Below are 22,190 nucleotides of genomic sequence, written 5' to 3'. Positions count from 1 at the left end.
AGGGGATCGCACAGTGAGGGTGGAACGAGATGACACTTGCTGCGCTGGCAACGGAAACAGATGCGCATCAGGACAGCAGGGGCATGGCAGCCGCCATTCGCACCATTTCTGTTGATCCCTCGCGCAAACGCTGGACCCGTGAAGAGGCTGCAGCCCTGTATCGCGCGCCGTTCAATGATCTGCTGTTCAAGGCGCAGACCATCCACCGCGCGAATTTCGATCCCAATGCCGTGCAGGTGAGCCGTCTGCTCTCCATCAAGACTGGCGGTTGCGCCGAGGATTGCGGCTATTGCAGCCAGTCTGCCCGCAACGGGGCGGACCTGAAGGCCTCCAAGCTGATGGAGGTGGAGCGCGTCATCAATGAAGCGCGCAAGGCGCGTGAGGCCGGTTCCACCCGCTATTGCATGGGCGCGGCATGGCGCAGCCCCAAGGAGCGGGACATGGAAACCCTGCTCGCCATGGTGAAGGGCGTGAAAGAACTCGGCATGGAAACCTGCATGACGCTGGGCATGCTGAATGTGGATCAGGCCATGCGCTTCAAGGAAGCCGGGCTCGACTATTACAACCACAATATCGATACGTCGGAGAACCACTACTCCAACATCATCACCACCCGCACCTTCGCGGACCGGCTGGAGACCCTCTCCAATGTGCGCGAGGCCGGTTTGAAGGTATGCTGTGGCGGCATCATCGGCATGGGTGAGGGGGAGGTGGACCGGGTGGACATGCTGGTCACCCTCGCCAATCTGCCCGAGCCGCCGGACAGCGTGCCGATCAACATGCTCATTCCCATTCCCGGCACCCAGCTTGAGGATGCCGAGCCGGTGAACCCCATCGATTTCGTGCGCACCATTGCCCTTGCGCGCATCATGATGCCGAAATCGCATGTGCGCCTCTCCGCCGGCCGCACCGAAATGAGCGACGAGATGCAGGCCCTCTGCTTCTTTGCCGGCGCCAATTCCATCTTTGGCGGTGAAGTGCTGCTGACCGCCGACAATCCCGGCGAGGACAAGGACGAGGCGCTGTTCTCCCGTCTCGGCATCCGGCCGATGGAGTTCAGCGAGCTTTGAGCATGGGCGCGAATGACGATCATCCGGCCGGGATGCAATCCCTGCCGGACGGTGCGTCTGAAAGCCCTCTCAGGCGGTTTGAGGTCACGCTGCGCGGGCTGGAGCGCAAGGCCCGCCTGCGCACCCTTGCGCCCCGCACCGGGCTGGATTTCGCCTCGAACGATTATATCGGCCTTGCCGGTTCGGCCCGCATGGCCGATGCGGTGCGGCGTGCTCTGGATCATGGCACGCCTGTCGGCGCAGGCGGCTCCCGTCTGCTGCGCGGCAATACGCTGGAGCATGAGGCGCTGGAGCATGAGGCCGCCCGCTTCTTCGGGGCGGAGAAGGCTCTGTTCTTTGGTGGCGGCTTCATTGCCAATTATGCCGTGCTCACCACCCTGCCGCAGAAGGGCGATCTGCTGGTGATGGATGAGATGATCCATGCCAGCGCCCATGAAGGCGCGCGGGCCGGGCGTGCCCATGTGGTGGAAGCGGCGCATAATGATGTGAACGCTTTTGAGGATCGCATTCGCGAATGGCGCGCGGCCGGTGGGGTCGGTCGTGTCTGGATGACGGTTGAAAGCGTCTACAGCATGGATGGCGACACCGCCCCGCTGGCGGAGCTTGCCGCGCTGGCCGACAGGCATGACGCCTTTCTCTTTGTGGATGAAGCCCATGCGACCGGCGTTTTCGGGCCGGGTGGGCGCGGCCTCGCCGCTCCCTTCGAGGGGCGGGAAAATGTGCTGGTGCTGCACACTTGCGGCAAGGCGCTGGGGTCTTCCGGTGCGCTGGTGGCCGGGGCAAGGGTGTTGTGCGATTTCATGGTGAACAGGGCGCGCCCCTTCATCTATGCCACAGCTCCCTCGCCACTGGTGGCCGTGGCCACGCAGGAAGCGCTGGCCATGGTGCGGGATGAACCCCAGCGGCGCGAGAAGCTCGCCCGGCTCATTCGCTTTGCCGGGCAGGAGATGGAGCGCACGGGCCTGCTGGCGCGCGGCGTGGGCCTGAGCGGCACGCAGATCCAGCCGGTGATTGTGGGCGACAATGCCCGGACGATGCAGCTTGCCGCCGCGCTTCAGGCCCGCGGGTTTGATGTGCGCGGCGTGCGTCCGCCGACTGTTCCTGAAGGCACGGCCCGCCTGCGGATTTCGCTGACCCTGAATGTGGATGAAGCCGCCGTGACGCGCCTGTTCGACGCTCTGGCGGAAGAATGGGAAAGGCACGAGCCCTAGCCGGCGTGCGGCATCACGTCTGCTGGTTCGCGGAAAACATGATGAAGGCAAGTGAGCAGGCGGCCCCTGCTGTTTCCGGGCGGGCGCTGGTGGTGACGGGGACCGATACGGGTATCGGCAAGACAGTCTTCAGTGCGGGCCTCGCCGCATTTCTGGACGGGGCCTACTGGAAGCCGGTCCAGTCCGGTCTTGATGAGGAAACCGACACGCAGACCGTGGCCCGCCTTTCCGGTCTTGCGCCAGGGCGCCTGCTGCCGGAAGCCTGGCGCCTGAATATGCCGGCCTCCCCGCATCTCTCGGCCGCGCTTGACGGGGTGAGGATCGATCCCGCCCGTCTGGAACCGCCGCCGGCGGATCGTCCGCTCATCATAGAAGGCGCTGGCGGGCTGATGGTGCCGCTGACAGATGATGTGCTGTTTCTGGATGTGTTCGCCCGCTGGCAATTGCCTCTCGTGCTGTGCGCGCGGGCCGGGCTGGGCACCATCAATCACACCCTCCTTTCGCTTGAGGCATTACGCCGCCGTGCCATTCCCGTGCTCGGTGTGGCATTGATCGGGGAGTATGAGGCTGAAAATGCCCGCATCATCTCGCATCTGGGCGCGGTGAAGGTCCTGGGCTGTCTGCCTCCGGTTTCTCCACTGGATGCGCCCGCGCTGCGGACCGCATTCGAGACCCATTTCCGGCGGAACGATTTTCTGGAGGTGCTGACATGAGCCGCTCCGATACACCGGCATCGCGCCCGGCTTCCCCCATCTGGCATCCCTTCACCCAGCATGCCCTGCAAGGAGAGATGACGCCCATCGTGCGGGGGGAGGGGGCCTATCTCTATACGCCGGGGGGCGAGCGCATCATCGATGCCATCGCCTCATGGTGGGTGGTGACCCATGGGCACCGCTATGCGCCCATCATCAATGCCATCAAGGCGCAGGCGGATCAGCTCGATCAGGTCATCTTCGCCGGTTACACCCACCCCCCGGCAGAGGCGCTGGCGGCAGGCCTTGTGGCGGTGACGCCGGAGGGGCTGGACCATGTGTTCTTCTCGGACAGCGGCTCCACCTGTGTGGAGGTGGCGCTGAAGATGGCGCTGGGCTACTGGCGCAATATCGGGCAGCCCCGCAACGGCATCATCGTGATGGAAGGCAGCTATCACGGTGACACCATCGGCACCATGTCTGTCGGTGCGCGCGGGGTGTTCAATGCCGCCTATGCGCCGCTGCTGTTCGATGTGGCGCAGGTGCCCTTTCCGGAGAAGGGGCGCGAGGATGAAACGCTGAAGGCGCTGGAGACCCTGTGCGCGCAGGAGCCGGCGGCCTTCATCGTGGAGCCCCTCATTCTGGGCTCCGCCGGCATGAAGATGTACGGGCCGGATATTCTGGCTGCCATGAAGCGGATCTGCGAGGCCCATGGCGTTCTCTTCATCGCGGATGAGGTGATGACGGGCTGGGGCCGCACGGGCACTCTGTTCGCCTGTGAGCAGGCCGGCGTGGTGCCTGATATCGCCTGCTACTCCAAGGGGCTGACGGGCGGCTCCCTGCCTCTGGCCGTCACCATGTGCGGGCATGCGATTTTTGATGCCCATTATTCCGAGGACCGCACCCGCACCTTCTTCCACTCCTCCTCCTATACGGCCAACCCCATCGCCTGTGCGGCGGGCCATGCCAATCTTCAGGTGTGGCGCGATGAGCCGGTGCCGGAGCGCATCGCCACATTGCAGGCGCGGCAGGCCCGGCATCTGGAGCGGTTTCGCGCGGATGCCCGCTTTGATGACGTGCGCCAGTGCGGCACCATCACGGCGCTGGATCTGAAGGTCTCTGATGCCGGCTATCTGGCCGATGTCGGGCCGCGTCTGCGGGCATTCTTCGCAGAGCGCAACCTGCTGCTGCGCCCGCTGGGCAACACCATTTATGTGATGCCGCCCTATTGCGTGACAGAGGAGGATCTCGACCTGATCTATGGCGGCATTGCCGCCGCGGCGGACATGATCGGCTGAGGCCTCTCTCCTGTTTGATGCGTGCAGGCACATGGCCCTGAATGATATAAGCCCAGCTCAGGCTTCACCTGATGGTGTTGCGGTGAGGGAATGGAAGTCATGAATCTTGCGCTGAAGGGCCTGCGCGCCACCCAGATTGCCGGCACAGGCCGTTATGCGCCGGCGCGGCGTGTGGAGAATGCCGAGCTTGAGGCGCGGCTGGGGCTTGAGCCGGGCTGGATCGCCCGCCGCACCGGAATCATTGCCCGCCGCTATGCCGCTGATGGTGAGGCCCTGACAGATATTGCCCTCCATGCCGGGGAACAGGCCCTGCAAGCCGCCGGAATAGACCGCGCGGATGTGGCGCTGACCCTGCTGGCGACCTCGACGCCGGATCATCTCCTGCCGCCTTCCGGCCCTCTTCTGGCGCATCGTCTGGGCCTTTCCCGCTCCGGTGCCGTGGATCTGGCCGGGGCCTGTGCGGGCTTTCTTTATGCACTCTCGCTGGGTGACAGTTTCGTGCGCACGCAGGGCCGGCCGGTGCTGGTGGTGGCGGCCAATATTCTCAGCCGTCGCACCAATCCGAAAGACCGTTCCAGCGCCGTGCTGTTTGCAGATGCCGCGGGGGCGGTGGTGCTGGTGCCGGCCGGGCAGCCGGGCGCGGGTGTTCTGGGGGTGGATCTGGTTTCGGACGGGGCCTTTTATGACCTCATCCGCATACCTGCCGGGGGCAGCCGCGTGCCCTTCTCGCCGGATGTTTCTCCCGAGAGCCTGTTGATGGAAATGCCGGATGGCAAGGCGGTTTTCGCCAAGGCGGTGGAAATGATGACCGGCTGCTCCCGCATCGCCATGGAGCAGGCTGGCGTCACGGCGGGCGAGATCACCCGTTTTGTGCCGCATCAGGCCAATACCCGTATCTTTGAGCTGGTGCGCAGGGGACTGGATCTGCCAGAGCGGACTCTGGTCTCCAGCATCGAGGAATTCGGCAATTCCTCGGCCGCGACGATCCCCTTCTCGCTGGCCGCCAGTGTGGAGCGCAGTCCCCTGAAATCCGGCGAAAAAATCCTGATGACAGCGGTTGGCGCGGGGCTCACCGCAGGCGCGGTCGTTTTCGGCGTTCCCTGAGCGGCAGGAGGGGCAGGGCGCTCTTGCGCGCCGGTTGCTTCATGTGCAAGGCGCCGGCCCACAAGGCAAGGCTTGCGGGCCGGCGGATCATCAGCTTGCGCTCACATGTTCCGGCGCTTCGGTCGCCAGTTGTGAGGCCGGAGACTGGACCATCAGCAGATAGCGTTCCAGCTGCACCAGAATATCTGCGATGATCTGCTCGCGTGTCATGCCCATCACGTCATATCCGCGCGCGCCGTTTGAAAAATAGGTGCGCGCTTCAAAACGATAATCCGGATGTGCGGTTTCAAAGGGGGACAGGCTCGCCAGTGGCTGTGAGGTGGTGGTGACCCCATAGATGAAATCCCGCACCCCTTCTGCCGGACAGTGCAGGACGAGGCTGTCATCCTCTTCCACCACCTGGGCGGGGCGTCCGGTGCGGGTCAGCTCCCGCGCCACCTGCTCCATGGCCGGTTTCACATCATGGGCAATGAAGCGCTTCACCTCCTTTTCGCTGGGCGAATGAAGGATAAGGGCAAGGCGCCTTTGCCATGTCAGGCCGGAGGCCGGTGTGGCCGGCGGGGTCATCGGCAGGGCGGATTGCGCCTCCCGCTGCGCCAGATCGGCCCGCATGCCCTTGAACAGCGACCAGAGCAGGATAAGCATCACGACAGCAAAGGGCAGGGCGCTGGCAATGGTGGCCGATTGCAGGGCTCCGAGCCCGCCCGCGAGCAGCAGCCCGGCGGCCACAACGCCCGAAAGCGCGCACCAGAACACCCGCTGCACCAGGGAGGTCTGCGTTGCGCCACCTGCGGCAATCGAATCCATCACCATCGAGCCGGAATCCGCGCTGGTGACAAAGAAGATGGCGACAAGAAGAATGGCGAGCGAGCAGGTAACCGGCGCCAGAGGCAGATATTCAAAGAAACGGAACAGGCCAACCGAGACATCATTGACGACATTCGCCGCAAGGGCGCCATCGGCGATGGTCGTGTCAATGAAGATCGCCGTATTCCCGAACACCGTCATCCAGAAGAACGTGAACCCGGCCGGAATGAACAGCACGGCCAGAACGAATTCACGCACCGTTCTCCCGCGCGAGATGCGCGCAATGAACATGCCTACAAATGGAGACCAGGAGATCCACCAGGCCCAGTAGAACAGGGTCCAGCTGTCAATCCACGGGGTGGGTTCATAGGCATAGATATTGAATGTGCGCAGCAGCAGGCTATCGAGATAAGAGCCGATATTCTGCACGAAATCACGCAGCAGCAGGCTGGTGGGGCCAACAATCAGCACGAACAGCATCAGGGCGATGGCGAGCAGAAGGTTGGTTTCGGAAAGGATGCGCACGCCCCTGTCCAGCCCGCTGAGGACCGAGAGGGTGGCGCAGGCCGTGATGACCGCGATCAGCGGCACCTGGATCATCGGCCCGACAGGCGCATCCAGCAGATAGGCCAGCCCGGCATTGATCTGCATGACGCCCAGCCCAAGGGAGGTGGCCAGGCCGAACATGGTGCCCACCACCGCAAAAATATCCACCGCATGGCCAATAGCGCCGTTGATCCGGTCTTTCAGCAGGGGATACAGGCCGGAGCGGATGGTGAGCGGCAGATTGTACCGATAGCCGAAATAGGCCAGCGCCAGCCCCACCACCGCATAGGTTGCCCAGGCATGAATGCCCCAGTGGAAGAAGGTGATGGACATTGCCTCACGCATGGCTTCAACCGAGCGGCTTTCGGCTGCTGGCGGCTTCATGAAATGAGTAATGGGCTCACCAACCGCATAGTACATCAGGCCAATACCCATGCCGGCGGCAAACAGCATGGCGATCCACGATGTGAATTTGAAATCTGGCGTGGCATCATCCGGACCGAGCTTGAGGCGGCCGAAGCGTCCGAGGGCCAGAATAAGTACTCCGAAAAGAAAAATACCTACGGATAGAATATAAAACCATCCAAATAGTTCAATTATATTTTTATGTATGTGGCTAAATATATCTGCTGCACGATCTGGAAATATAACTCCGATCATGAGGAATAGAGCGATAATAATAACCGAACCAAAAAAGACAGGCGGATTAAGCGTAAGTTTCCCGAACATGCCACCCCGTGCGTTTGTGTCCATCTAAATCACGGCGATTAAAACGCATTTGCCATGAAATTGCCACCCTTTGGCAGGTTTGCTTGCTAAGCGCATGGGTTTCCTGAATTTTATCGAGGCGAGGAGGGTGCCGGAGGGGCAGGTGGTGGGCACATGCCAGGAGGTGCGCTGTATCCCGCATGCGGGTGGGTCATGCTGATAGGGCTGGCCGGAATGCTGTGGGGGTGCAGCGACAGATGCGCACGAGAGATCGCACACAGGATGCGCCGCTTGCTATCTGTCTGTCTGGAATTCAAGCCTGAACCGGCTTGCGCTTGGACATGGTGGAGCCGAGGGGAATCGAACCCCTGACCTCTGCAGTGCGATTGCAGCGCTCTCCCATCTGAGCTACGGCCCCGTGTCCATGGGAGGCGTCATTTAGTGTGGGATGGTTGATCCTGTCAAGCAGCCCGCAGGGGCAGAAGTGCGCGGACTGGTGAAGTTGTCCACTGCTTTCAGAAAAAAGCAGAGTTTTGCGGCTGGCGAGAGGGGCGATGCAGTCATGCCCCGGCACAACTCCCCTTCAATAACAATCGGTTGGAAATGTTTCCCGCCAAATGCGTGATGCCGGCTTCAGCATGGTCGGGACGTCTGCTCGGAGCCGCCGAAAGATGGGGCGCTCAGTGATCTGTGGGTGACATTCCGGGCTGTCCCAAGATATAGGCAGGCATGCCTCGCAAGATTTCCAAGAATCCACCGTCTTCGGAGCGTGCTTCACCCGCAGGCAAGGTGCCGCCGGCAAAGCCGCGCAAGGCCAGCCCCGTGGTGGCGCAGAAGGCGCCGCGCCGGAACAAGGCGGTTGCCAATGCCGCTGCGGCCTCTCATGGCAAGACGCTGGCGCAGGGCGCCGGAATCTGGAGCGAGGCCGAGATTTTCGAGGCATTCAGCCGGTTTGAAAAGCAGAACCCGGAGCCGAAAGGTGAGCTGGACCACAGCGATGCCTATACGCTGCTCGTGGCTGTCGTGCTTTCCGCGCAGGCGACCGATGTGGGGGTGAACAAGGCCACCAAGGGGCTGTTTGCGGCGGCCTCCACCCCGGCGGCCATGGTGGAGCTGGGTGAGGAGCGGGTGGCGAATTATATTCGCACCCTCGGCCTGTTCCGGGGGAAGGCCCGAAATGTGGTGGAGCTGTCCCGGTTGCTGCTGGAGCGTCATGGCGGAGAGGTGCCATGTGACCGGGCGGCGCTGGAGGCATTGCCCGGGGTGGGGCGCAAAACCGCGAATGTGGTTCTGAATATTGCATTTGGCGTGCCGACCATTGCGGTGGATACGCATCTCTTCCGTGTCGCAAATCGCACCGGCCTCGCGCCCGGCGCAACGCCGCTGGCGGTGGAGGAGGGACTTGAGGCGCGGGTGCCGGACCGCTTCAAGCTGCACGCCCATCACTGGCTCATCCTGCACGGGCGTTACATCTGCAAGGCACGCCAGCCGGAATGCGCGCGCTGTATCATCGAGGATCTGTGCCGCTGGCCGGAGAAGCATTTCTGATATCTGCCTGAATACAGGCATGGCCCCTGTGCTGCGGCCGGCTTTCGGGCCGGATGGGCCTTTGCTGGCGCGGTTCGGGTGGGGCGAAAGTCAGACGGCGGATCTGTCCGCGCCTGTTCCACTCAGCCACTTGCCCGCCTGGGGTGGATTATTCTTATGGATGACCTTTTCTGTTATCCAGCACTGTGGGGGGTGTCCCACTCAAAAAGGATCGGCACATATTTATATATTCATGAATCTGTTTTGTATTTTCGGGATTGTGAAGATTATAAATATATCAAGTGCAATCCATCCGAGGAAATCGCCGGCCTCTTCACTTGCAACCGGTTCGGTTCTGCACCGGTGATGCGGGATTGGCGGGCGCATATTGTGCGTTTTCCACCATCACCTGAAATGCAAGGCTTCTCCTGCGCGTGAGACTCTGCTTCAAATTGCAGAATGAAGGGCGAAGTTGTCATGGGTGGAGATGCGGGCGGGGTGGCCCATGCTCGGGGTGGTCCTTTTACCCTCCTGTCAGCAGTGCAGATCACCTGATGGTCTGAAGTCCTCCATGTGGTGTGGTTGCGCATGACGGGGGCTTCATGTCCTGATCATCAGGACATGAAAAATGCAGAACAGCAGGAGGAGCGACATGCGGCACAAACTGATCCTGGCGACGCTGTTCATCATGGCGGCAAGCCCGGCTGTGGCCCGTGAGGCAGCCCGGGAGGTGGCGAAGGCGCCATTGACCGCATTGTGCGCTCTGGAAAAGCTGTGCCATCTGAAGAAATATTATGAGGTGCCGGAATTCCGCCTCGGCGGAAGCTACGACCTCGATGCCCCTGCCAAATGGGAAAATGGCGGAGAGGGCGGCGTGACGCTGGAATCCCTGGGAGGGGACAAGCTGCGCACAGCCTATATTGCCATTGGCACCCCCCGTTACAATGATGCGGGCGAGATCACCAATGCCATCATCATCAATTCCTATTATTCCGGCGATGCCACCAATATGTATGCCCAGTGGGTGGAGGGCACCTCCCTTTCGGGCGGCCCTGTCATCGGCCCGAACCGGCTGCTGGATACCAACCAGTATTATGTGGTGATGGTGGATGCGCTGGGCATGTGGGGAGCCAGCAAGCCATCGGACGGGCTGGGGCAGAAATTCCCGCAATACAGCTTCATGGACATGGTGCAGGCCAATTACCGGATGCTGCGCGACCATTTGAAGATAGGTCGCGCGGCTCTTGTCAGCGGCGTGTCCATGGGCGGCACCCAGAGCTATGTCTGGGGTGTGATGCATCCCGGTTTCATGAATGGCCTCATGCCCATCGGCGGCTCCACACAGGGAGATGGCGAGGATCCGGTGGGGAGCTGGACCTTCCAGCTGATGTCCTCGGCCATCGAGTCCGATCCCAACTGGCGCGCCACCAATGGGAATTACTATGACCTGCCGAAGGAACAGCACCCCAATCAGGGCGTGGCCTTTGGCTGGTCATTGCTCGGCCTCACCGGTTTCGATCTCAGCTATCGCTCCACGCAGGACTGGGCGAAGGTGGAGCCCGATGTGTTCTACTGGAACCCGCCCAATGAGAAGGCCGGTTCCGCTGTCGCCGCGATGGCGCAGAAATTCGATGCGGTGGACCTGCTGTGGCGCAACCGCGCCGGGCAGAGCTACAATATCAACAAGGATCTCGGTCGTATCAGCGCCCGCACGCTGGTGATGCATATCGAGAACGACCAGTGGCAGATGCTGGATCTGGCCCGGCGCGCGGTGAAGCGCGTGCCGGGGGCGGAGCTGGTTTCGGAGCCAAATCCGCTGGCGCATTATGGCGTGTTCTCCATCCTCAACAACAAGGCGTTTGAGCCCACCGTCGTCCGCTTTCTGGATGATGTCTCGCGCTCCACCCGCAATGCCCGGATGGTGGCGAAGAATTACCGGACACCGGGCATTTCCCCCGATGTTTCGGCCAAGAAGTCCTTCTGGAATGACTTTGTGACCTATCCCTTCCCGGTGAAGAAGGTCACGGTGAAGGACAACCAGGGCGTGGCCTGGGATATTGGCTATATTGACGAATATAATGGAACGGACCCCAACCCGGATGTGCTTGTCATCGTCCATGGCAAGGGCGCGTTTGCGGGCCAGTATGGCAATGTCATCCGCATCGCGCTGGAACGTGGCCTGCGGGTGATCGCGCCGGATCTGCCACATTATGGCATGTCCGCGCCCGGAAATCTGGACAAGACCCGCGCCCGCACCATGCAGGACATGCGCGAGGTGGTGCATGGGCTGGTGGTGGAGCATCTGGGCGTGAAGAAGGCGGCCTATATGGGCCACTCGCTCGGTGGCCAGCTGGTGATGGGCTATGCCCTGACATGGCCGGATGCCGTCTCCCGCCTCATACTGGAAGCCCCGTCCGGGCTTGAGGAATATCCGCGCGAGGTCGCCATCGGGCCGGACAGGAAGCTGGATCTGTTCAACCCGGAATTTGCCCGCAATTTCGACAAGTGGGCCGAAACCTGGGACAAGCTGGGGATGCGCAAGGCCGAGCGTGACAAGACCGCCCAGCAGGTGGAGGATTTCTACAATTTCCGCCAGCGGGATCCGGTCACGGGTGTCACCTCACCGGCCCATTCGGGTTATTTCGTTCGCGACAGTGAATATGCCCGCCTGCATACCAGCCAGCGCGTGGGCATGATCAAGGGCAATCCGCGCGAGCTGGACCAGTGGGTGGATGTCTTCATCTTTGATGTCTATGGCATGGTGTCCGAATTGCAGGAGAGTGATCCCGACAATCTGTACCGCCGGCTCACGGAACTGAAGATTCCCATCTTCCTCTCGTTCGGAGACCGGGAGCCCTTCATTCCCGGCACGCCGATGAACGGGAAGGCGGATCTCAGCCGCGACATCATACTGCCCTTCATGCAGCGCATGGACAGGGCCGGAAATGCCGTGCAGATGAAGCTCTATACCGATACCGGACACTTCATCCACACCGACAACCCGGTCGAGTTTGCCGAGGATGTGGTGGACTTCATACAGACCGGGCAGGTGAACACCACCTCGCCCGGCGTGATTGACCGGCTGATCCATGGCGGACCTGCGGCAAGGGGGGCGGCTCCTGCGGTTGCCGCGCCTGTCGCCCGGCCCGCCGCCCTGAACAAGTAGAACAGTGGAGACGTGAATGGCTCGCATCAAGGCCGGGGATCTTTCCCTCGGCTGGCGCGAATGGGGCAAGGGTGATGTCACCGTTCTGTTCATCCATGGCAATCTGGCCAGCAAGGACTGGCTGGATCTGGCCTCCCCCTATTTCCCGCCCGACATTCGCACCATCGCGGTGGACTGGCGGGGCTGCGGGGAGAGCGACCGGCCGGTTGCCGACCCGGATTATGGCAATTACAGCATGCAGCAGCATGCGCAGGACATGATCGCCGCGCTCGATGCGCTGGGGGTGGGGTTCTGCCATCTGGCGACCCATTCCACCGGCGGCATCATCGCCATGCGCATGCTGCTGATGCAGCCGGAGCGGTTTGGCCGTGTGCTGCATCTGGACCCGGTCTCGCCGGCAGGTATTGCCTTCGGGCCGGAGCAGGTGGCGGTGTTCGACGCCATGAGCCATAGCCGGGACATCACCCGCACCGTCATGGCCGGCGCGGCCTCGTCATTGTTCGATGCCGCTTCTCTGGTGCCAGGGCAGATGCCGCGTTTCGTCCATCCCGTTACGGATGTCAGCCGGCTCGCCTTCGACCGGTTCATTGACCAGACATTCGGCGTGGCCAATGGCATCTGGCTGGGGACGCCGATCAATCTGGACCGCGAATATAAAAGCGGCGAGCTGGTCGCGCGCATGAAGGATATTCCGCATGAGCAGCTCATCCTGTGGGGGCAGCATGATGGCTGGATCCAGCGTGCGGATCTGGAACGCATGGCGCGGGAAATGCCGCATTGCCGGCTGGTGACGCTGCCATGCGTGGGTCACTCCGCCAATATCGAGGCCCCGCAACTTTATGCCGGCTATTTCGGTGCCTGGTTTGGCGGGCTCGACCGCTAGGGCGCGATACTGCTGAAGACAGAACATAAAAGGCCGCGCCGGAGAAATCCGGCGCGGCCCTTTTGCTTCCAGGGAAATGTGGAGGGTTCAGCGCATTTCGGCGAGGAAGGCGCGCACGGCGCCCGGGTCCACATCCCTGGCCACATAAGCCTCGCCGATCCCGCGCACCAGAATGAAGGTGAGGGCGCCACGGCTGACTTTCTTGTCCTGGGCGATCAGGTCCATCAGGCCATCCGTATCCGGCAGCTCGCCCGGCACATCCGAGATGCGGGTGGGCAGGCCGGCGGCTTCCAGATGGCGCACCACGCGGGTGACGTCCTGCCCCGGGCACAGGCCGAGCCGGGCGGAAAAGGCAAAGGCCAGCGCCATGCCGATGGCAACGCCTTCTCCATGCAGCAGACGGCTGGAATAACCCGCACCCGCTTCCAGCGCGTGGCCGAATGTATGGCCGAGATTGAGCAGCGCCCTGTCCCCGGTTTCCTTCTCGTCCCGCGCCACAATGGCGGCCTTGGCCCGGCAGCTCGCGGCCACGGCGGCGATGCGCTCCGGCCCGCCATTCAGCACGCCGGCATAATCGCGCTCCAGCGTCTCGAACAAAGCGCGGTCGCCGAGCAGGCCATATTTCACCACTTCGGCATAGCCGGCGCGCACTTCGCGGGCGGGCAGGGTGTCCAGGGCGGCGGTATCGGCCAGAACCAGAACCGGCTGATGGAACGCGCCCACCAGATTCTTGCCCTGAGGGGAATTGATGCCGGTCTTGCCACCCACGGAGGAGTCGACCTGCGAGAGCAGGGTGGTGGGGGCCTGCACCACATCCACACCGCGCCGCAGCACCGATGCGGCAAACCCGGCCAGATCGCCGACAACCCCGCCGCCCAGCGCCAGAACCAGGTCCCGTCGCTCGATACGGGCGGAGATGAGCCCTTCCACCACATGCTGGAGCCCGGCCCAGCACTTGGTCTGTTCTCCCGGCTCCACCAGAATGGCCGTGTGCTCAATCCCCGCCTGAGTGAGCGAGGCCTCGACCGTGGCCAGATGACGCCCGGCAACATTGCGGTCGGTCACGATCGCCACCCGTGCACCCGGACGCAGCGCCCGGATCTGTGCGCCGGCTTCGGCCAGCAGGCCGGGGCCGATGTGGATGTCATAGGGCCGCCCGGCCAGATCCACATGCACAGTGCTGCGCGCCTGAGAGGTGGTGTTGGCGGGGTTGGGAGACATGTCAGACACTTCCGGTGCAGGGATGGGGGACTGGCCCAGATACTGGTCCAGTGCGAGAACGATTTCCTCCACCACGGTGTCATGGAGCACATCGCGCGAATCCACGACCACATTGGCGAGAGCATAAAAGGGGCCGCGCTGTTCCAGCAGGGCGGCGAGCTTGGCGGCAGGATCGCCCTGCGCCAGCAGCGGGCGGTCATTGCGCTTTTTCACCCGGCGGAGCAGGGTGTGCAGATCCGCGCGCAGCCATACGGAAATGCCGTTTTCGGCGGCCGCGGCGCGGGTTTCCGCATTGATGAACGCGCCACCGCCTGTCGCCAGCACCAGCGGACCGGACTGGAGCAGGCGGGTGACCACGCGCTTCTCGCCCTCCCGGAACTCCGCCTCGCCATGCTGGGCGAAAATCTCCGAAATGCTCATGCCCGCGGCACGCTCGATTTCCTCATCAGCATCGACAAAGGGCAGGTTGAGGCGGCGGGCAAGGCGGCGCCCGACGGATGATTTGCCTGCGCCGGGCATGCCGACCAGAACCAGTGCCCGCGTGCCCAGCCGCTCCAGCATCCGCGCCTGTGGGGAGGCATGGTGCGTTCCGCCCCCATGCTCGCCGGAAGACGTGCCCGCATCACGCGCGCTGGCATCTGCTGCTGGGCTATCCTGCAAAGGGGAATGGTTCTTGTCGTTCTGCACCCGCAAATTCCCTGGCTCTGGCTTCCGGCTCCGGCGGCGTCACATCGGGTGCGCCAGAGGTCTGGTGGCACCGGAACGTGGCGTCTACCATTGCAGGTGACACCCGGCAATGGAGTTGAACGCTGCCGGGCCGCATGGCACCTCTTGCGCGCTTCCATGGTGGCGCGATTCATCGGCAAAAGCACGCGTGCACCCGCCATGATGTGGAGAAACTGTTCTGATGAGCGAATCCGGCCCTCTCGCCCTGTTTCTGGACATGCAGGCCGTGGAGCGCGGCGCCAGCGCCAATACGCTGGAAGCCTACAGGCGCGACCTGACGGATTTCGAAACCTTCCTCACCGGCCGGAAAAGAAAGCTGGCCGAGGCGGATACGGATTCCATCCGCGCCTATCTTGCCGATCTTTCCGTGCGCGGTTTCAAGGGGGCGACAGTGGCGCGTCGGCTTTCGGCCATTCGCCAGTTTTATCGTTTCCTCTTTTCGGAAGGGGAGCGCGATGATGACCCCTCCGCCGTTCTGGAAGGGCCGAAGCGCGGCCGCCCGCTGCCCAAGGTGCTGAGTGTGGCGGAGGTGACGCGGCTGATCGAGACCGCCCATGCCCGCGTTCTCGAGCTTCAGAACCCGTCGCCGGAAGATGAGGGCGCAAGGGTAAAGGGTGACGAGGTGCTGCGCCGTCTGCGCATGGCCTGCATGGTGGAGCTGCTTTATGCCAGCGGGCTGCGTATTTCCGAGCTTGTCGCGCTGCCATCTTCCGCAGCCCGGACCCGGGGCGATGCCATCATGGTGATGGGCAAGGGCAGCAAGGAGCGGCTGGTGCCGCTTTCCGGCCCGGCCCGCACGGCGATGGGGGCATGGCTGGAGGCCCGCAAGGTGGCGGGCATGGAAGCCTCCCGCTGGCTGTTTCCCTCATCCGGCGAAAGCGGACATGTCACCCGTCAGCAGGCGGCGCGGGATCTGAAGGATCTGGCCATTGCGGCCAATCTCGATCCTGCCCGGCTTTCCCCGCATGTGTTGCGCCATGCCTTTGCCAGCCATCTGCTGGCCCACGGCGCCGATCTGCGTGTGGTACAGACCCTTCTGGGCCATGCGGATGTGGCGACGACACAGATCTATACCCATGTTCTGGATGAGCGGCTGAAGAGCATGGTGCGCGATCTTCATCCGCTGGCGGACGAATGAGCCCCCGGGAGCACAGGCATGAGCGGGCAGAATGGCAGGATCGACAATATCGAGTTCAATGTGACCGATATCGAGCGCAGCAAGGCTTTTTATGGCGCGGTCTTCGGCTGGAGCTTCACCGAATATGGGCCGACCTATACCGAATTTTCCGATGGCCGCCTGAAAGGGGGCTTCACCACCGGCGAGGCGGTGCGCCCGGGCGGGCCGCTGGTCATTCTGCATGCGGATGATCTTGAGGACACGCAGCGCCGGGTGGAAGCCGCCGGGGCCTTCATCTCCCGCCAGATCTTCGCCTTCCCCGGCGGACGACGCTTCCATTTCATCGATCCGGATGGATATGAGCTGGCTGTATGGAGCGCTGAATAGGCAAAGTGCGGCAGATGGATGGGGGAAAGGCCGGGTTTGTGCGCAAAGCCCCCTTTCATCCATCCGGCAGCGGCCCTATATTCAATGTGCCGGAGCAATCCGGCTATGGCGATAAATGGATGTCGAAATAAGCCATTCGGACCCGGGGGCGGTACCCGGCGCCTCCACCAGAGCCCATCATGCCAGTGTTGCAGGGTGGGCTCCGGCGGGGGCGAAATAGGATCGACGAGGGTGTAAAGGGCTTTCTTTCGCTCGGCATTGTACCACCGTTATCGGGCTAACCCTATAGTTGCGAATGACAACTATGCTCCGGTAGCTCAGGCCGCGTGAGCGGTTTGAAACACCGAAATAAAGTCCTGATGGGTAGCACCATCTAGGCGGGGTTCGGAGGCACCTGGCAACAGAAGCCTCCACTTTCCTCCGGCATGGCTGGAACGGGGGAGAGTTGGCGGCTTGCCGCACCGCTTCCACACTGGCGCCGTCTGCGGGGCTTTGCAGGAGCGGACCCGGGCCAGCCAGGGTTTCAGGAACAAGCGGGCTTCATGTCGGTCGATCACATCCGCTACGATCTTCTCGCGCAGGAGGCCCTGCGTTCCGTGGTTCGGCGCGTTCTCGCCGATGTGGGCCGTGATGGCCTGCCGGGAGACCACCACTTCTATATCTCCTTCGATACACGCGCACCCGGTGTGCGCCTCTCCCCGCGCATGATGGAGAAGTATCCGGAGGAAATGACCATCGTTCTCCAGCACCAGTTCTGGGATCTGCTGGTCAGCGACACCCATTTCGAGGTCGGCCTTTCCTTCGGCGGTGTGCCGGAGAAGCTGGTCGTGCCTTTTGCCGCCCTCAAGGGCTTCTTCGATCCTTCGGTGAAGTTCGGCCTTCAGTTCGAACTGGCCACCGATGAGGGTGAGGATGACGCCTTTGGCGATGATGATGCGCCGGAGCAGGCCGGGAATGAGGGCGCGACCCCCTTTCCGCGTGCCGCCACGTTGCGCGCCTCTCGCGGGGCCGGTTCGGAGCCGGAGGTTGCGCATGCGGCGGATGAAGCCGCGGACAGCGCTGCCCCCGATGATGACAAGGATGGCACGGCACCGGATGAGGGCGCCAAGGTCGTGCAGCTCGATGTCTTCCGGAACAAGAAATAAGACCTAAGAATGAAGCCATTGAAGATGTGGCTGTCGTGGTGATGATGCGGGGCTGGGCAACCAGCCCCGTTTCTGTTTCCGTGCCAGCTCCGGGATCATGAGGGGAGAACTTGCAATGACAGCAGAAATGGACAGCCCGCAGGCCGGGCATGCTTTTTCCCTGCCGCTCGCCCTCGTGGTGGCCGTTGGCGAGAATGGGGTGATTGGCCGTGATGGTGACCTGCCCTGGCATCTGCCCTCGGATCTCAAGCGCTTCAAGGAACTCACCTGGGGCAAGCCGCTCATCATGGGCCGGCGGACCTTTGAATCCATCGGAAAGCCTCTGCCGGGGCGGGTTTCCATCGTTCTGAGCCGTGATCCGGCCTTCCAGCCCCCGGAAGGGGTGGTGAAGGTCTCCTGCCTTGATGAGGCCCGCATGGAGGCCGAAAAGGCCGCCCGCAGCATGGGGGCGGATGCCATCATGGTGATTGGCGGCTACCATGTCTTTCAGGAAACACTGCCTCTGGCCCGCACGCTCCATTTCACCCGCGTGCATCTGAGCCCGGAGGGGGATGTGCATTTCCCGGCCTTCCATATGGATGAATGGGAGGAAACCGGTCGCGCCGGCCCCATTCAGGGCCCGCGTGATGATGCCGCCTTCACCGAACTCACGCTGACGCGCCGTCCCTCCGCCTGAGCCTGCTGCATCTGATGGGCGACCTGCTCAGTGCAGGCCGATGGAGCCGGGCGGGCGCAGGATCATGTCCTCATCATCCGGCAGGGCAGGCGTTGCCGCGCCGGAGCCTGCAGGCGGTGCGGGTTCCAGGCTGTATTTCGGCTGATAATTGGGCAGCGGCGCGGGAAGCGGCTCCACCTGCGTTTGGCCGGGCGGGGGCAGGCTCAGGCGTTCGATCCCATCGCCATGAGGCTGAGTGCTGGGAGGCTGGGTGCCCGGCGGCGTAACCGGGCGAGGCGGGGTTGCGGGCTGGGCAGAGGGAGCCGCAGGCCGGGGGCGTTGTGTTGGTTGTGCCGGGGGGCGCGCTGGAGCCGGTGTTTCCGCTGGCTTGCCAGGCGATGTCGAGCCTGCCGGGGGCGAGGGTGTACGGACAGGGGGCTGAGGGGGCTGATGTTGCTGAAGCGGCTCCTGCACCTTGCGGCGCGCGCCCTCCAGCCTCTCCTGCTCCAGCCTTTGTGTTTCCCTTTCAATGGTGCGCATGGAAAGGGCGCTGGCCAGAGGCACGGCGGTGACCTTGCGCTTGAGTGCTTCCAGTGGTCCATCCCAGATCACGCTGCCGCCGGCCACCCCGAATGCACCCACGGGCTTCTCAAGATCCAGCCGCGCATCCAGATCCATATCGGCAAGATCCAGCGTGCCGCCCAGCATCACGCGGGTCGTGTCAATGCTGGCATGGGCCGGAGAAAGGCGCACCGTGCCCTTGTTGACGGCCAGCGTCGAGGCCATGGCCGGAAGGGTCAACACCCCGCGCCGCAGCGCTGCATCCAGAAGGCGGGCCGTTGCGGCTTCATCCGGAGGTGTCTCCAGCTTTTCAGTCTGGGCCATCACGTCCTGAAAGGCATGGGGCGAGGTCGCGGGAATGGTGAGGCCATTTACGGAGACGGTCCCTTGCCCCGAAAGGCTCTGCACCAGCGCGTTCACACTGTTCCCTTGGCCGCCCAGATCGACAGACAGGCTGATTTTCCCATCCGGCGGGGATGATGCACCCACAGGCTGGACCAGAGCGGCAAGGGAGACGCCTTCCAGCATCACGCGGCCATTGGCCTCCATCGCATCATTGCTGTGGCGCAGGCGCGCGCCCACCATGATCCGTCCGCCGCCGAACGCGCCGGAAAGATCGTGGATCTGCGTCTCTTCCGGGCTGACCTGAAGCCGCATCCGCCCATCCGCAAGCTCATTCTGCGGCAGCAGGGAAAGGGTGCGGGCAGAAAGCTTCATGTCCATCTCCACGCTGGTGAGGCGAGGAGGCATGAAGGGCGTTTGGGGCCAGATCTGCCCCTGCGGGGCATCTGTGCTGTCTGCCGTGAAGAGCGCAAGCAGATGGGGCAGGGAAAGCGTATCCAGAGCGAGATGGCCACCAAGATGCAGCCTTTCGGCCTGATTGATCTCAAGCGCGCCGGAAAGCGCATTCCCGCCTATCCGGCCGGAGATGTCGTCCAGCCGCCATGATGGCGCAAGGCCGGTGAGGCTGAAGCGGAGCGATGCGGGAACAGCCTGCCCGGAAATGACAGAGAGGGAGGGAATGAGCTTTCCCAGATCCTCTCCCTCAATCTGCATGCCCAGCCGGGGGCGGAAGGTCTCGTTCTCCCAGCGGCCCTCGCCCTTGCCCTCAATCTTCACGCCAGCAAGGGTGAGGTGCCCGGCAAGCTCGGCGGTATCCTGCGGCTTGGGGGTGAGGGTCAAGCCGAGTTCCGCCGGCCCCGGGGAGACAGATGCACCGGGAAGCTGCAGGGCCTCCAGCAGTGCGCTCGCATCCGGCATCCGGGCCGAGAGCGAGAGAGCGGGGCGTTGCTGCCCGGCATCATGGCTGAACCGCGCTTCTCCCTCCATGCCTCCAAGCGTGCCGGAGAAGCGGGCCTCCCGGCCTTCCAGCCCGAACCAGACAAGGGTGGCCTTCAGATCCACCGGAGCGGCCTGTGGCTCGAAATATTTCAGCGCCGCTGCCGCTTCCGGGCCGGCCAGAATATCCGCAATGGTGGGCAGACCCTGTGCGGATGGGCCCTGGATGGAGAGCTCGAACGTGCCGCGCGGGGGCGCGGTTGCCTGTTTCAATGCGCCATGGCCTTCCACATGCAGGCCACTCGGGTCATCCAGCATGAGGCGGGAGATGTCGAGGCCGCCATTCTTCGCGCTGGCATCCAGTTGCAGGCGGGCGACAGGCGCCCCGGCAAAGGAGAGGTTCTGCCCGGAAAGCTGGAGCCCCGCTTCGATATGGCCGGCAAAAAGGGCTGCATTCTGCGCTGCCGGGATGAGGGTATCGAGCGCAAAACCTTCCAGAGAAAGAGACGCATCAAGGCGGGGAGCGGCCGGGTTCTCAAGGGAGAGGGCCAGCTCGCCCTTCATCCGCGCCTCGCCTGTCACCCCCTCCATGTTTTGCAGGGTGATGTGGCCGGGCGTGGTGGATATATCGGTCTCAAGGCGGAAAGGACCGGACAGGGCCTGCGCATAGGCGCGCGGGGCAGAAGGTGCGGCCCAGCGCAGAAAGGCGACGGGATCTTCGGAGGCCAGAACCATATGGCCTTCCAGCCGTTCCGTGCTTCCAGGAACCGCACGGGCAGATGCCGAAAGGGTCGCGGCACCGGGCATGGCGGCTTCCAGCGCACTCAGATGCCAGCCCGCCTGTGTGCCGGCGATCTGGAGGCTGACATCATGGATGAGAGACCCGCCCACAGAGAGTTGCCCGACATCCAGCTTCACCAGCGAGGGATCATCCGGTGCCGGCAGGCTGGACAGGCGCGGCAGAAGCTGCCGCAATGCCGAAACCGCGCGCAGGGCAGGAGATTCAGCCTCATCCGTTACAGTGCCGGCAGGCCGGGGCGTGGTGAGGGACACGGCATCAAGATCGAAAGCACGGGCGCCGAGTTCAGCCTGCAGGGCAATGCGGGGCTTCAGGCTCAATTGCCCCGCGCCGGTGAGCTGCGCGGTGGTGGCCAGCGCGCCGAAGCTGAGATTCAGGCCGGTGGCATCAATCTGCGTGGTCGAGGCATCCACATTGCTGGTGAGCCGCCAGTCCACCCCGTTCCCCTCATCGCGGGCCGCGACATGGGAAAGGGTGAGGCTGCCCTTGAAGCCGGGCAGCGCATCCGCCATCTGGAAATTGCCATCCAGCACGAGATCATAGGGTGTGTTCCGCCCTTCCAGTGAAAGGCGCAGGCGTCCGCTGCCCTTGCCATTCAGTTCCCCGAGGCTGGAGCGCAGGCCATAGGCGCCTGCCTCTGTCACGAAGGAACCATCCAGCCGGAAGGGCCCGGAAAGAGAGCGTGCATCACCATTCAGGGCCAGTTGGCCAAGGGTGAAGGTGGTGCCGGATGCTTCATCACGCAGATCCAGCGTGCCGCCCTGAACCTGCATGCGCGCAATGCTGATCGCGGCGGCCTGTCCGCTGCCCCCGGGCAAGGCGATGCGGCCGGTCTCGTCCACCACAAGGCGCAGATAGGGGCGCAGAAGAGTGACGCCGGTGGCCTGGATCTCGCCGCGAATGAGGCCGCCGAGCGAGAGTTCGGCATCCAGTTCCTGCACGGTTCCGCCAGTTGTGGCGGAGCGGGCGTCTGCGCCGCTTCCAAGCGTTACATTGCGCAGCACCATGCGCGGGGCGGGCAGAAGCTCGGCATCGATCTTGCCGCGAATGGAAACGGGAACGCCAAGGGCGGCGCTGATCTCACGCTCGAATGTGCCGCGCCAGTTATTCCAGTCCACCACGAAGGGGGCCGCAAACGCCCCCGCAATGGCCAGAATGATGGCCGTGGCGAGACTGATGAGAATACCCTGCACGCGACTCTCCCCGCACCTGTCCGCGTGGACTATGGCCCCTCAGGGCACATCCGCAAAGGCCCGTGCGCCGCAATGCGGTTGCCTGCCCCTTCTGTC

Annotated in this window: 15 protein-coding genes, 1 tRNA gene and 1 other RNA gene; 13 read left to right on the top strand and 4 right to left on the bottom strand. The window is 63.3% G+C overall.

All coding sequences use genetic code 11. The features are described from left to right. The first annotated feature begins 83 nt into the window (after positions 1 to 83). The 5 genes from bioB (at position 84) to ACT6QG_RS11265 (ending at position 5,375) form a co-directional block, all read left to right on the top strand. A complete protein-coding gene (bioB, locus tag ACT6QG_RS11285) occupies positions 84 to 1,070 on the top strand; it encodes a biotin synthase BioB (protein ID WP_444977664.1) in 987 nt (328 codons plus the stop codon). A 2-nt stretch (positions 1,071 to 1,072) separates the two neighbouring features. Continuing rightward, entirely contained in the window at positions 1,073 to 2,281 is a 1,209-nt protein-coding gene (locus ACT6QG_RS11280; protein WP_444977663.1) for an 8-amino-7-oxononanoate synthase, read from the top strand. A 41-nt stretch (positions 2,282 to 2,322) separates the two neighbouring features. After that, a complete protein-coding gene (gene bioD / locus ACT6QG_RS11275) occupies positions 2,323 to 2,994 on the top strand; it encodes a dethiobiotin synthase (protein WP_444977796.1) in 672 nt (223 codons plus the stop codon). Then, the gene (locus ACT6QG_RS11270; protein ID WP_444977662.1) at positions 2,991 to 4,271 is read left to right on the top strand and encodes an adenosylmethionine--8-amino-7-oxononanoate transaminase; all 1,281 of its coding nucleotides are present in this window, start codon (positions 2,991 to 2,993) and stop codon (positions 4,269 to 4,271) included. Before bioD ends, ACT6QG_RS11270 begins: the two co-directional genes overlap by 4 nt. 99 nt (positions 4,272 to 4,370) lie before the next feature. Then, positions 4,371 to 5,375: a beta-ketoacyl-ACP synthase III gene (locus tag ACT6QG_RS11265; protein WP_444977661.1), complete on the top strand. Its 1,005-nt coding sequence runs from the start codon at positions 4,371 to 4,373 to the stop codon at positions 5,373 to 5,375. A gap of 90 nt (positions 5,376 to 5,465) precedes the next feature. On the opposite strand, the gene ACT6QG_RS11260 is transcribed toward ACT6QG_RS11265, so the two are convergent. Together ACT6QG_RS11260 and ACT6QG_RS11255 are read right to left on the bottom strand one after the other, a co-directional pair. Continuing rightward, on the bottom strand, positions 5,466 to 7,457 hold the full coding sequence (locus ACT6QG_RS11260; protein WP_444977660.1) for a BCCT family transporter: 1,992 nt from the start codon (positions 7,455 to 7,457) through the stop codon (positions 5,466 to 5,468). Positions 7,458 to 7,778: 321 nt separating this feature from the next. Beyond that, a tRNA-Ala gene (locus ACT6QG_RS11255) sits at positions 7,779 to 7,854 on the bottom strand. Between the two features lie 311 nt (positions 7,855 to 8,165). On the opposite strand from ACT6QG_RS11255, the gene nth reads away from it, so the two are divergent. The 3 genes from nth (at position 8,166) to ACT6QG_RS11240 (ending at position 13,012) form a co-directional block, all read left to right on the top strand. Continuing rightward, positions 8,166 to 8,984: an endonuclease III gene (gene nth, locus ACT6QG_RS11250; RefSeq protein ID WP_444977659.1), complete on the top strand. Its 819-nt coding sequence runs from the start codon at positions 8,166 to 8,168 to the stop codon at positions 8,982 to 8,984. A 631-nt stretch (positions 8,985 to 9,615) separates the two neighbouring features. Then, positions 9,616 to 12,129, top strand: a complete 2,514-nt coding sequence (locus tag ACT6QG_RS11245) for an alpha/beta hydrolase (protein ID WP_444977658.1) — start codon at positions 9,616 to 9,618, stop codon at positions 12,127 to 12,129. 16 nt (positions 12,130 to 12,145) lie between these two features. Continuing rightward, positions 12,146 to 13,012 (top strand): alpha/beta fold hydrolase, encoded by an 867-nt coding sequence (locus tag ACT6QG_RS11240; protein ID WP_444977657.1) that lies wholly within the window; start codon positions 12,146 to 12,148, stop codon positions 13,010 to 13,012. Positions 13,013 to 13,099: 87 nt separating this feature from the next. On the opposite strand, the gene aroB is transcribed toward ACT6QG_RS11240, so the two are convergent. Beyond that, a complete protein-coding gene (aroB, locus tag ACT6QG_RS11235; RefSeq protein WP_444977656.1) occupies positions 13,100 to 14,893 on the bottom strand; it encodes a 3-dehydroquinate synthase in 1,794 nt (597 codons plus the stop codon). A gap of 247 nt (positions 14,894 to 15,140) precedes the next feature. Between aroB and ACT6QG_RS11230 the strand changes: the two genes are divergently transcribed. From ACT6QG_RS11230 to ACT6QG_RS11210, 5 genes are all read left to right on the top strand, one after another. After that, positions 15,141 to 16,097, top strand: coding sequence for a site-specific tyrosine recombinase XerD (locus ACT6QG_RS11230; RefSeq protein WP_444977655.1), 957 nt, complete (start codon positions 15,141 to 15,143; stop codon positions 16,095 to 16,097). Positions 16,098 to 16,115: 18 nt separating this feature from the next. After that, positions 16,116 to 16,463, top strand: coding sequence for a VOC family protein (locus ACT6QG_RS11225; RefSeq protein ID WP_444977654.1), 348 nt, complete (start codon positions 16,116 to 16,118; stop codon positions 16,461 to 16,463). Between the two features lie 49 nt (positions 16,464 to 16,512). Further along, positions 16,513 to 16,878: a transfer-messenger RNA gene (ssrA, locus tag ACT6QG_RS11220) on the top strand. Positions 16,879 to 17,005: 127 nt separating this feature from the next. Continuing rightward, positions 17,006 to 17,608 carry an SspB family protein gene (locus ACT6QG_RS11215; RefSeq protein WP_444977653.1) on the top strand — a complete coding sequence of 201 codons (603 nt, stop codon included), beginning with the start codon at positions 17,006 to 17,008 and terminating at the stop codon, positions 17,606 to 17,608. Between the two features lie 115 nt (positions 17,609 to 17,723). Further along, on the top strand, positions 17,724 to 18,284 hold the full coding sequence (locus tag ACT6QG_RS11210; RefSeq protein ID WP_444977652.1) for a dihydrofolate reductase: 561 nt from the start codon (positions 17,724 to 17,726) through the stop codon (positions 18,282 to 18,284). Positions 18,285 to 18,311: 27 nt separating this feature from the next. Here the strand turns inward: ACT6QG_RS11210 and ACT6QG_RS11205 are convergent, their stop codons facing one another. Further along, the gene (locus ACT6QG_RS11205; protein WP_444977651.1) at positions 18,312 to 22,094 is read right to left on the bottom strand and encodes an AsmA family protein; all 3,783 of its coding nucleotides are present in this window, start codon (positions 22,092 to 22,094) and stop codon (positions 18,312 to 18,314) included. Positions 22,095 to 22,190 lie beyond the last annotated feature (96 nt).

It is taken from the genome of Haloleucobacter ellipsoideus, from assembly GCF_052491725.1.
This window is presented reverse-complemented; position numbering and strand designations above follow the sequence as displayed.

Coding starts and splice junctions, on each gene's coding strand:
- bioB (WP_444977664.1), top strand. CDS start 84: ATGGCAGCCGCCATTCGCACCATTTCTGTTGATCCCTCGCGCAAACGC.
- ACT6QG_RS11280 (WP_444977663.1), top strand. CDS start 1,073: ATGGGCGCGAATGACGATCATCCGGCCGGGATGCAATCCCTGCCGGAC.
- bioD (WP_444977796.1), top strand. CDS start 2,323: ATGAAGGCAAGTGAGCAGGCGGCCCCTGCTGTTTCCGGGCGGGCGCTG.
- ACT6QG_RS11270 (WP_444977662.1), top strand. CDS start 2,991: ATGAGCCGCTCCGATACACCGGCATCGCGCCCGGCTTCCCCCATCTGG.
- ACT6QG_RS11265 (WP_444977661.1), top strand. CDS start 4,371: ATGAATCTTGCGCTGAAGGGCCTGCGCGCCACCCAGATTGCCGGCACA.
- ACT6QG_RS11260 (WP_444977660.1), bottom strand. CDS start 7,457: ATGTTCGGGAAACTTACGCTTAATCCGCCTGTCTTTTTTGGTTCGGTT.
- nth (WP_444977659.1), top strand. CDS start 8,166: ATGCCTCGCAAGATTTCCAAGAATCCACCGTCTTCGGAGCGTGCTTCA.
- ACT6QG_RS11245 (WP_444977658.1), top strand. CDS start 9,616: ATGCGGCACAAACTGATCCTGGCGACGCTGTTCATCATGGCGGCAAGC.
- ACT6QG_RS11240 (WP_444977657.1), top strand. CDS start 12,146: ATGGCTCGCATCAAGGCCGGGGATCTTTCCCTCGGCTGGCGCGAATGG.
- ACT6QG_RS11230 (WP_444977655.1), top strand. CDS start 15,141: ATGAGCGAATCCGGCCCTCTCGCCCTGTTTCTGGACATGCAGGCCGTG.
- ACT6QG_RS11225 (WP_444977654.1), top strand. CDS start 16,116: ATGAGCGGGCAGAATGGCAGGATCGACAATATCGAGTTCAATGTGACC.
- ACT6QG_RS11215 (WP_444977653.1), top strand. CDS start 17,006: ATGTCGGTCGATCACATCCGCTACGATCTTCTCGCGCAGGAGGCCCTG.
- ACT6QG_RS11210 (WP_444977652.1), top strand. CDS start 17,724: ATGACAGCAGAAATGGACAGCCCGCAGGCCGGGCATGCTTTTTCCCTG.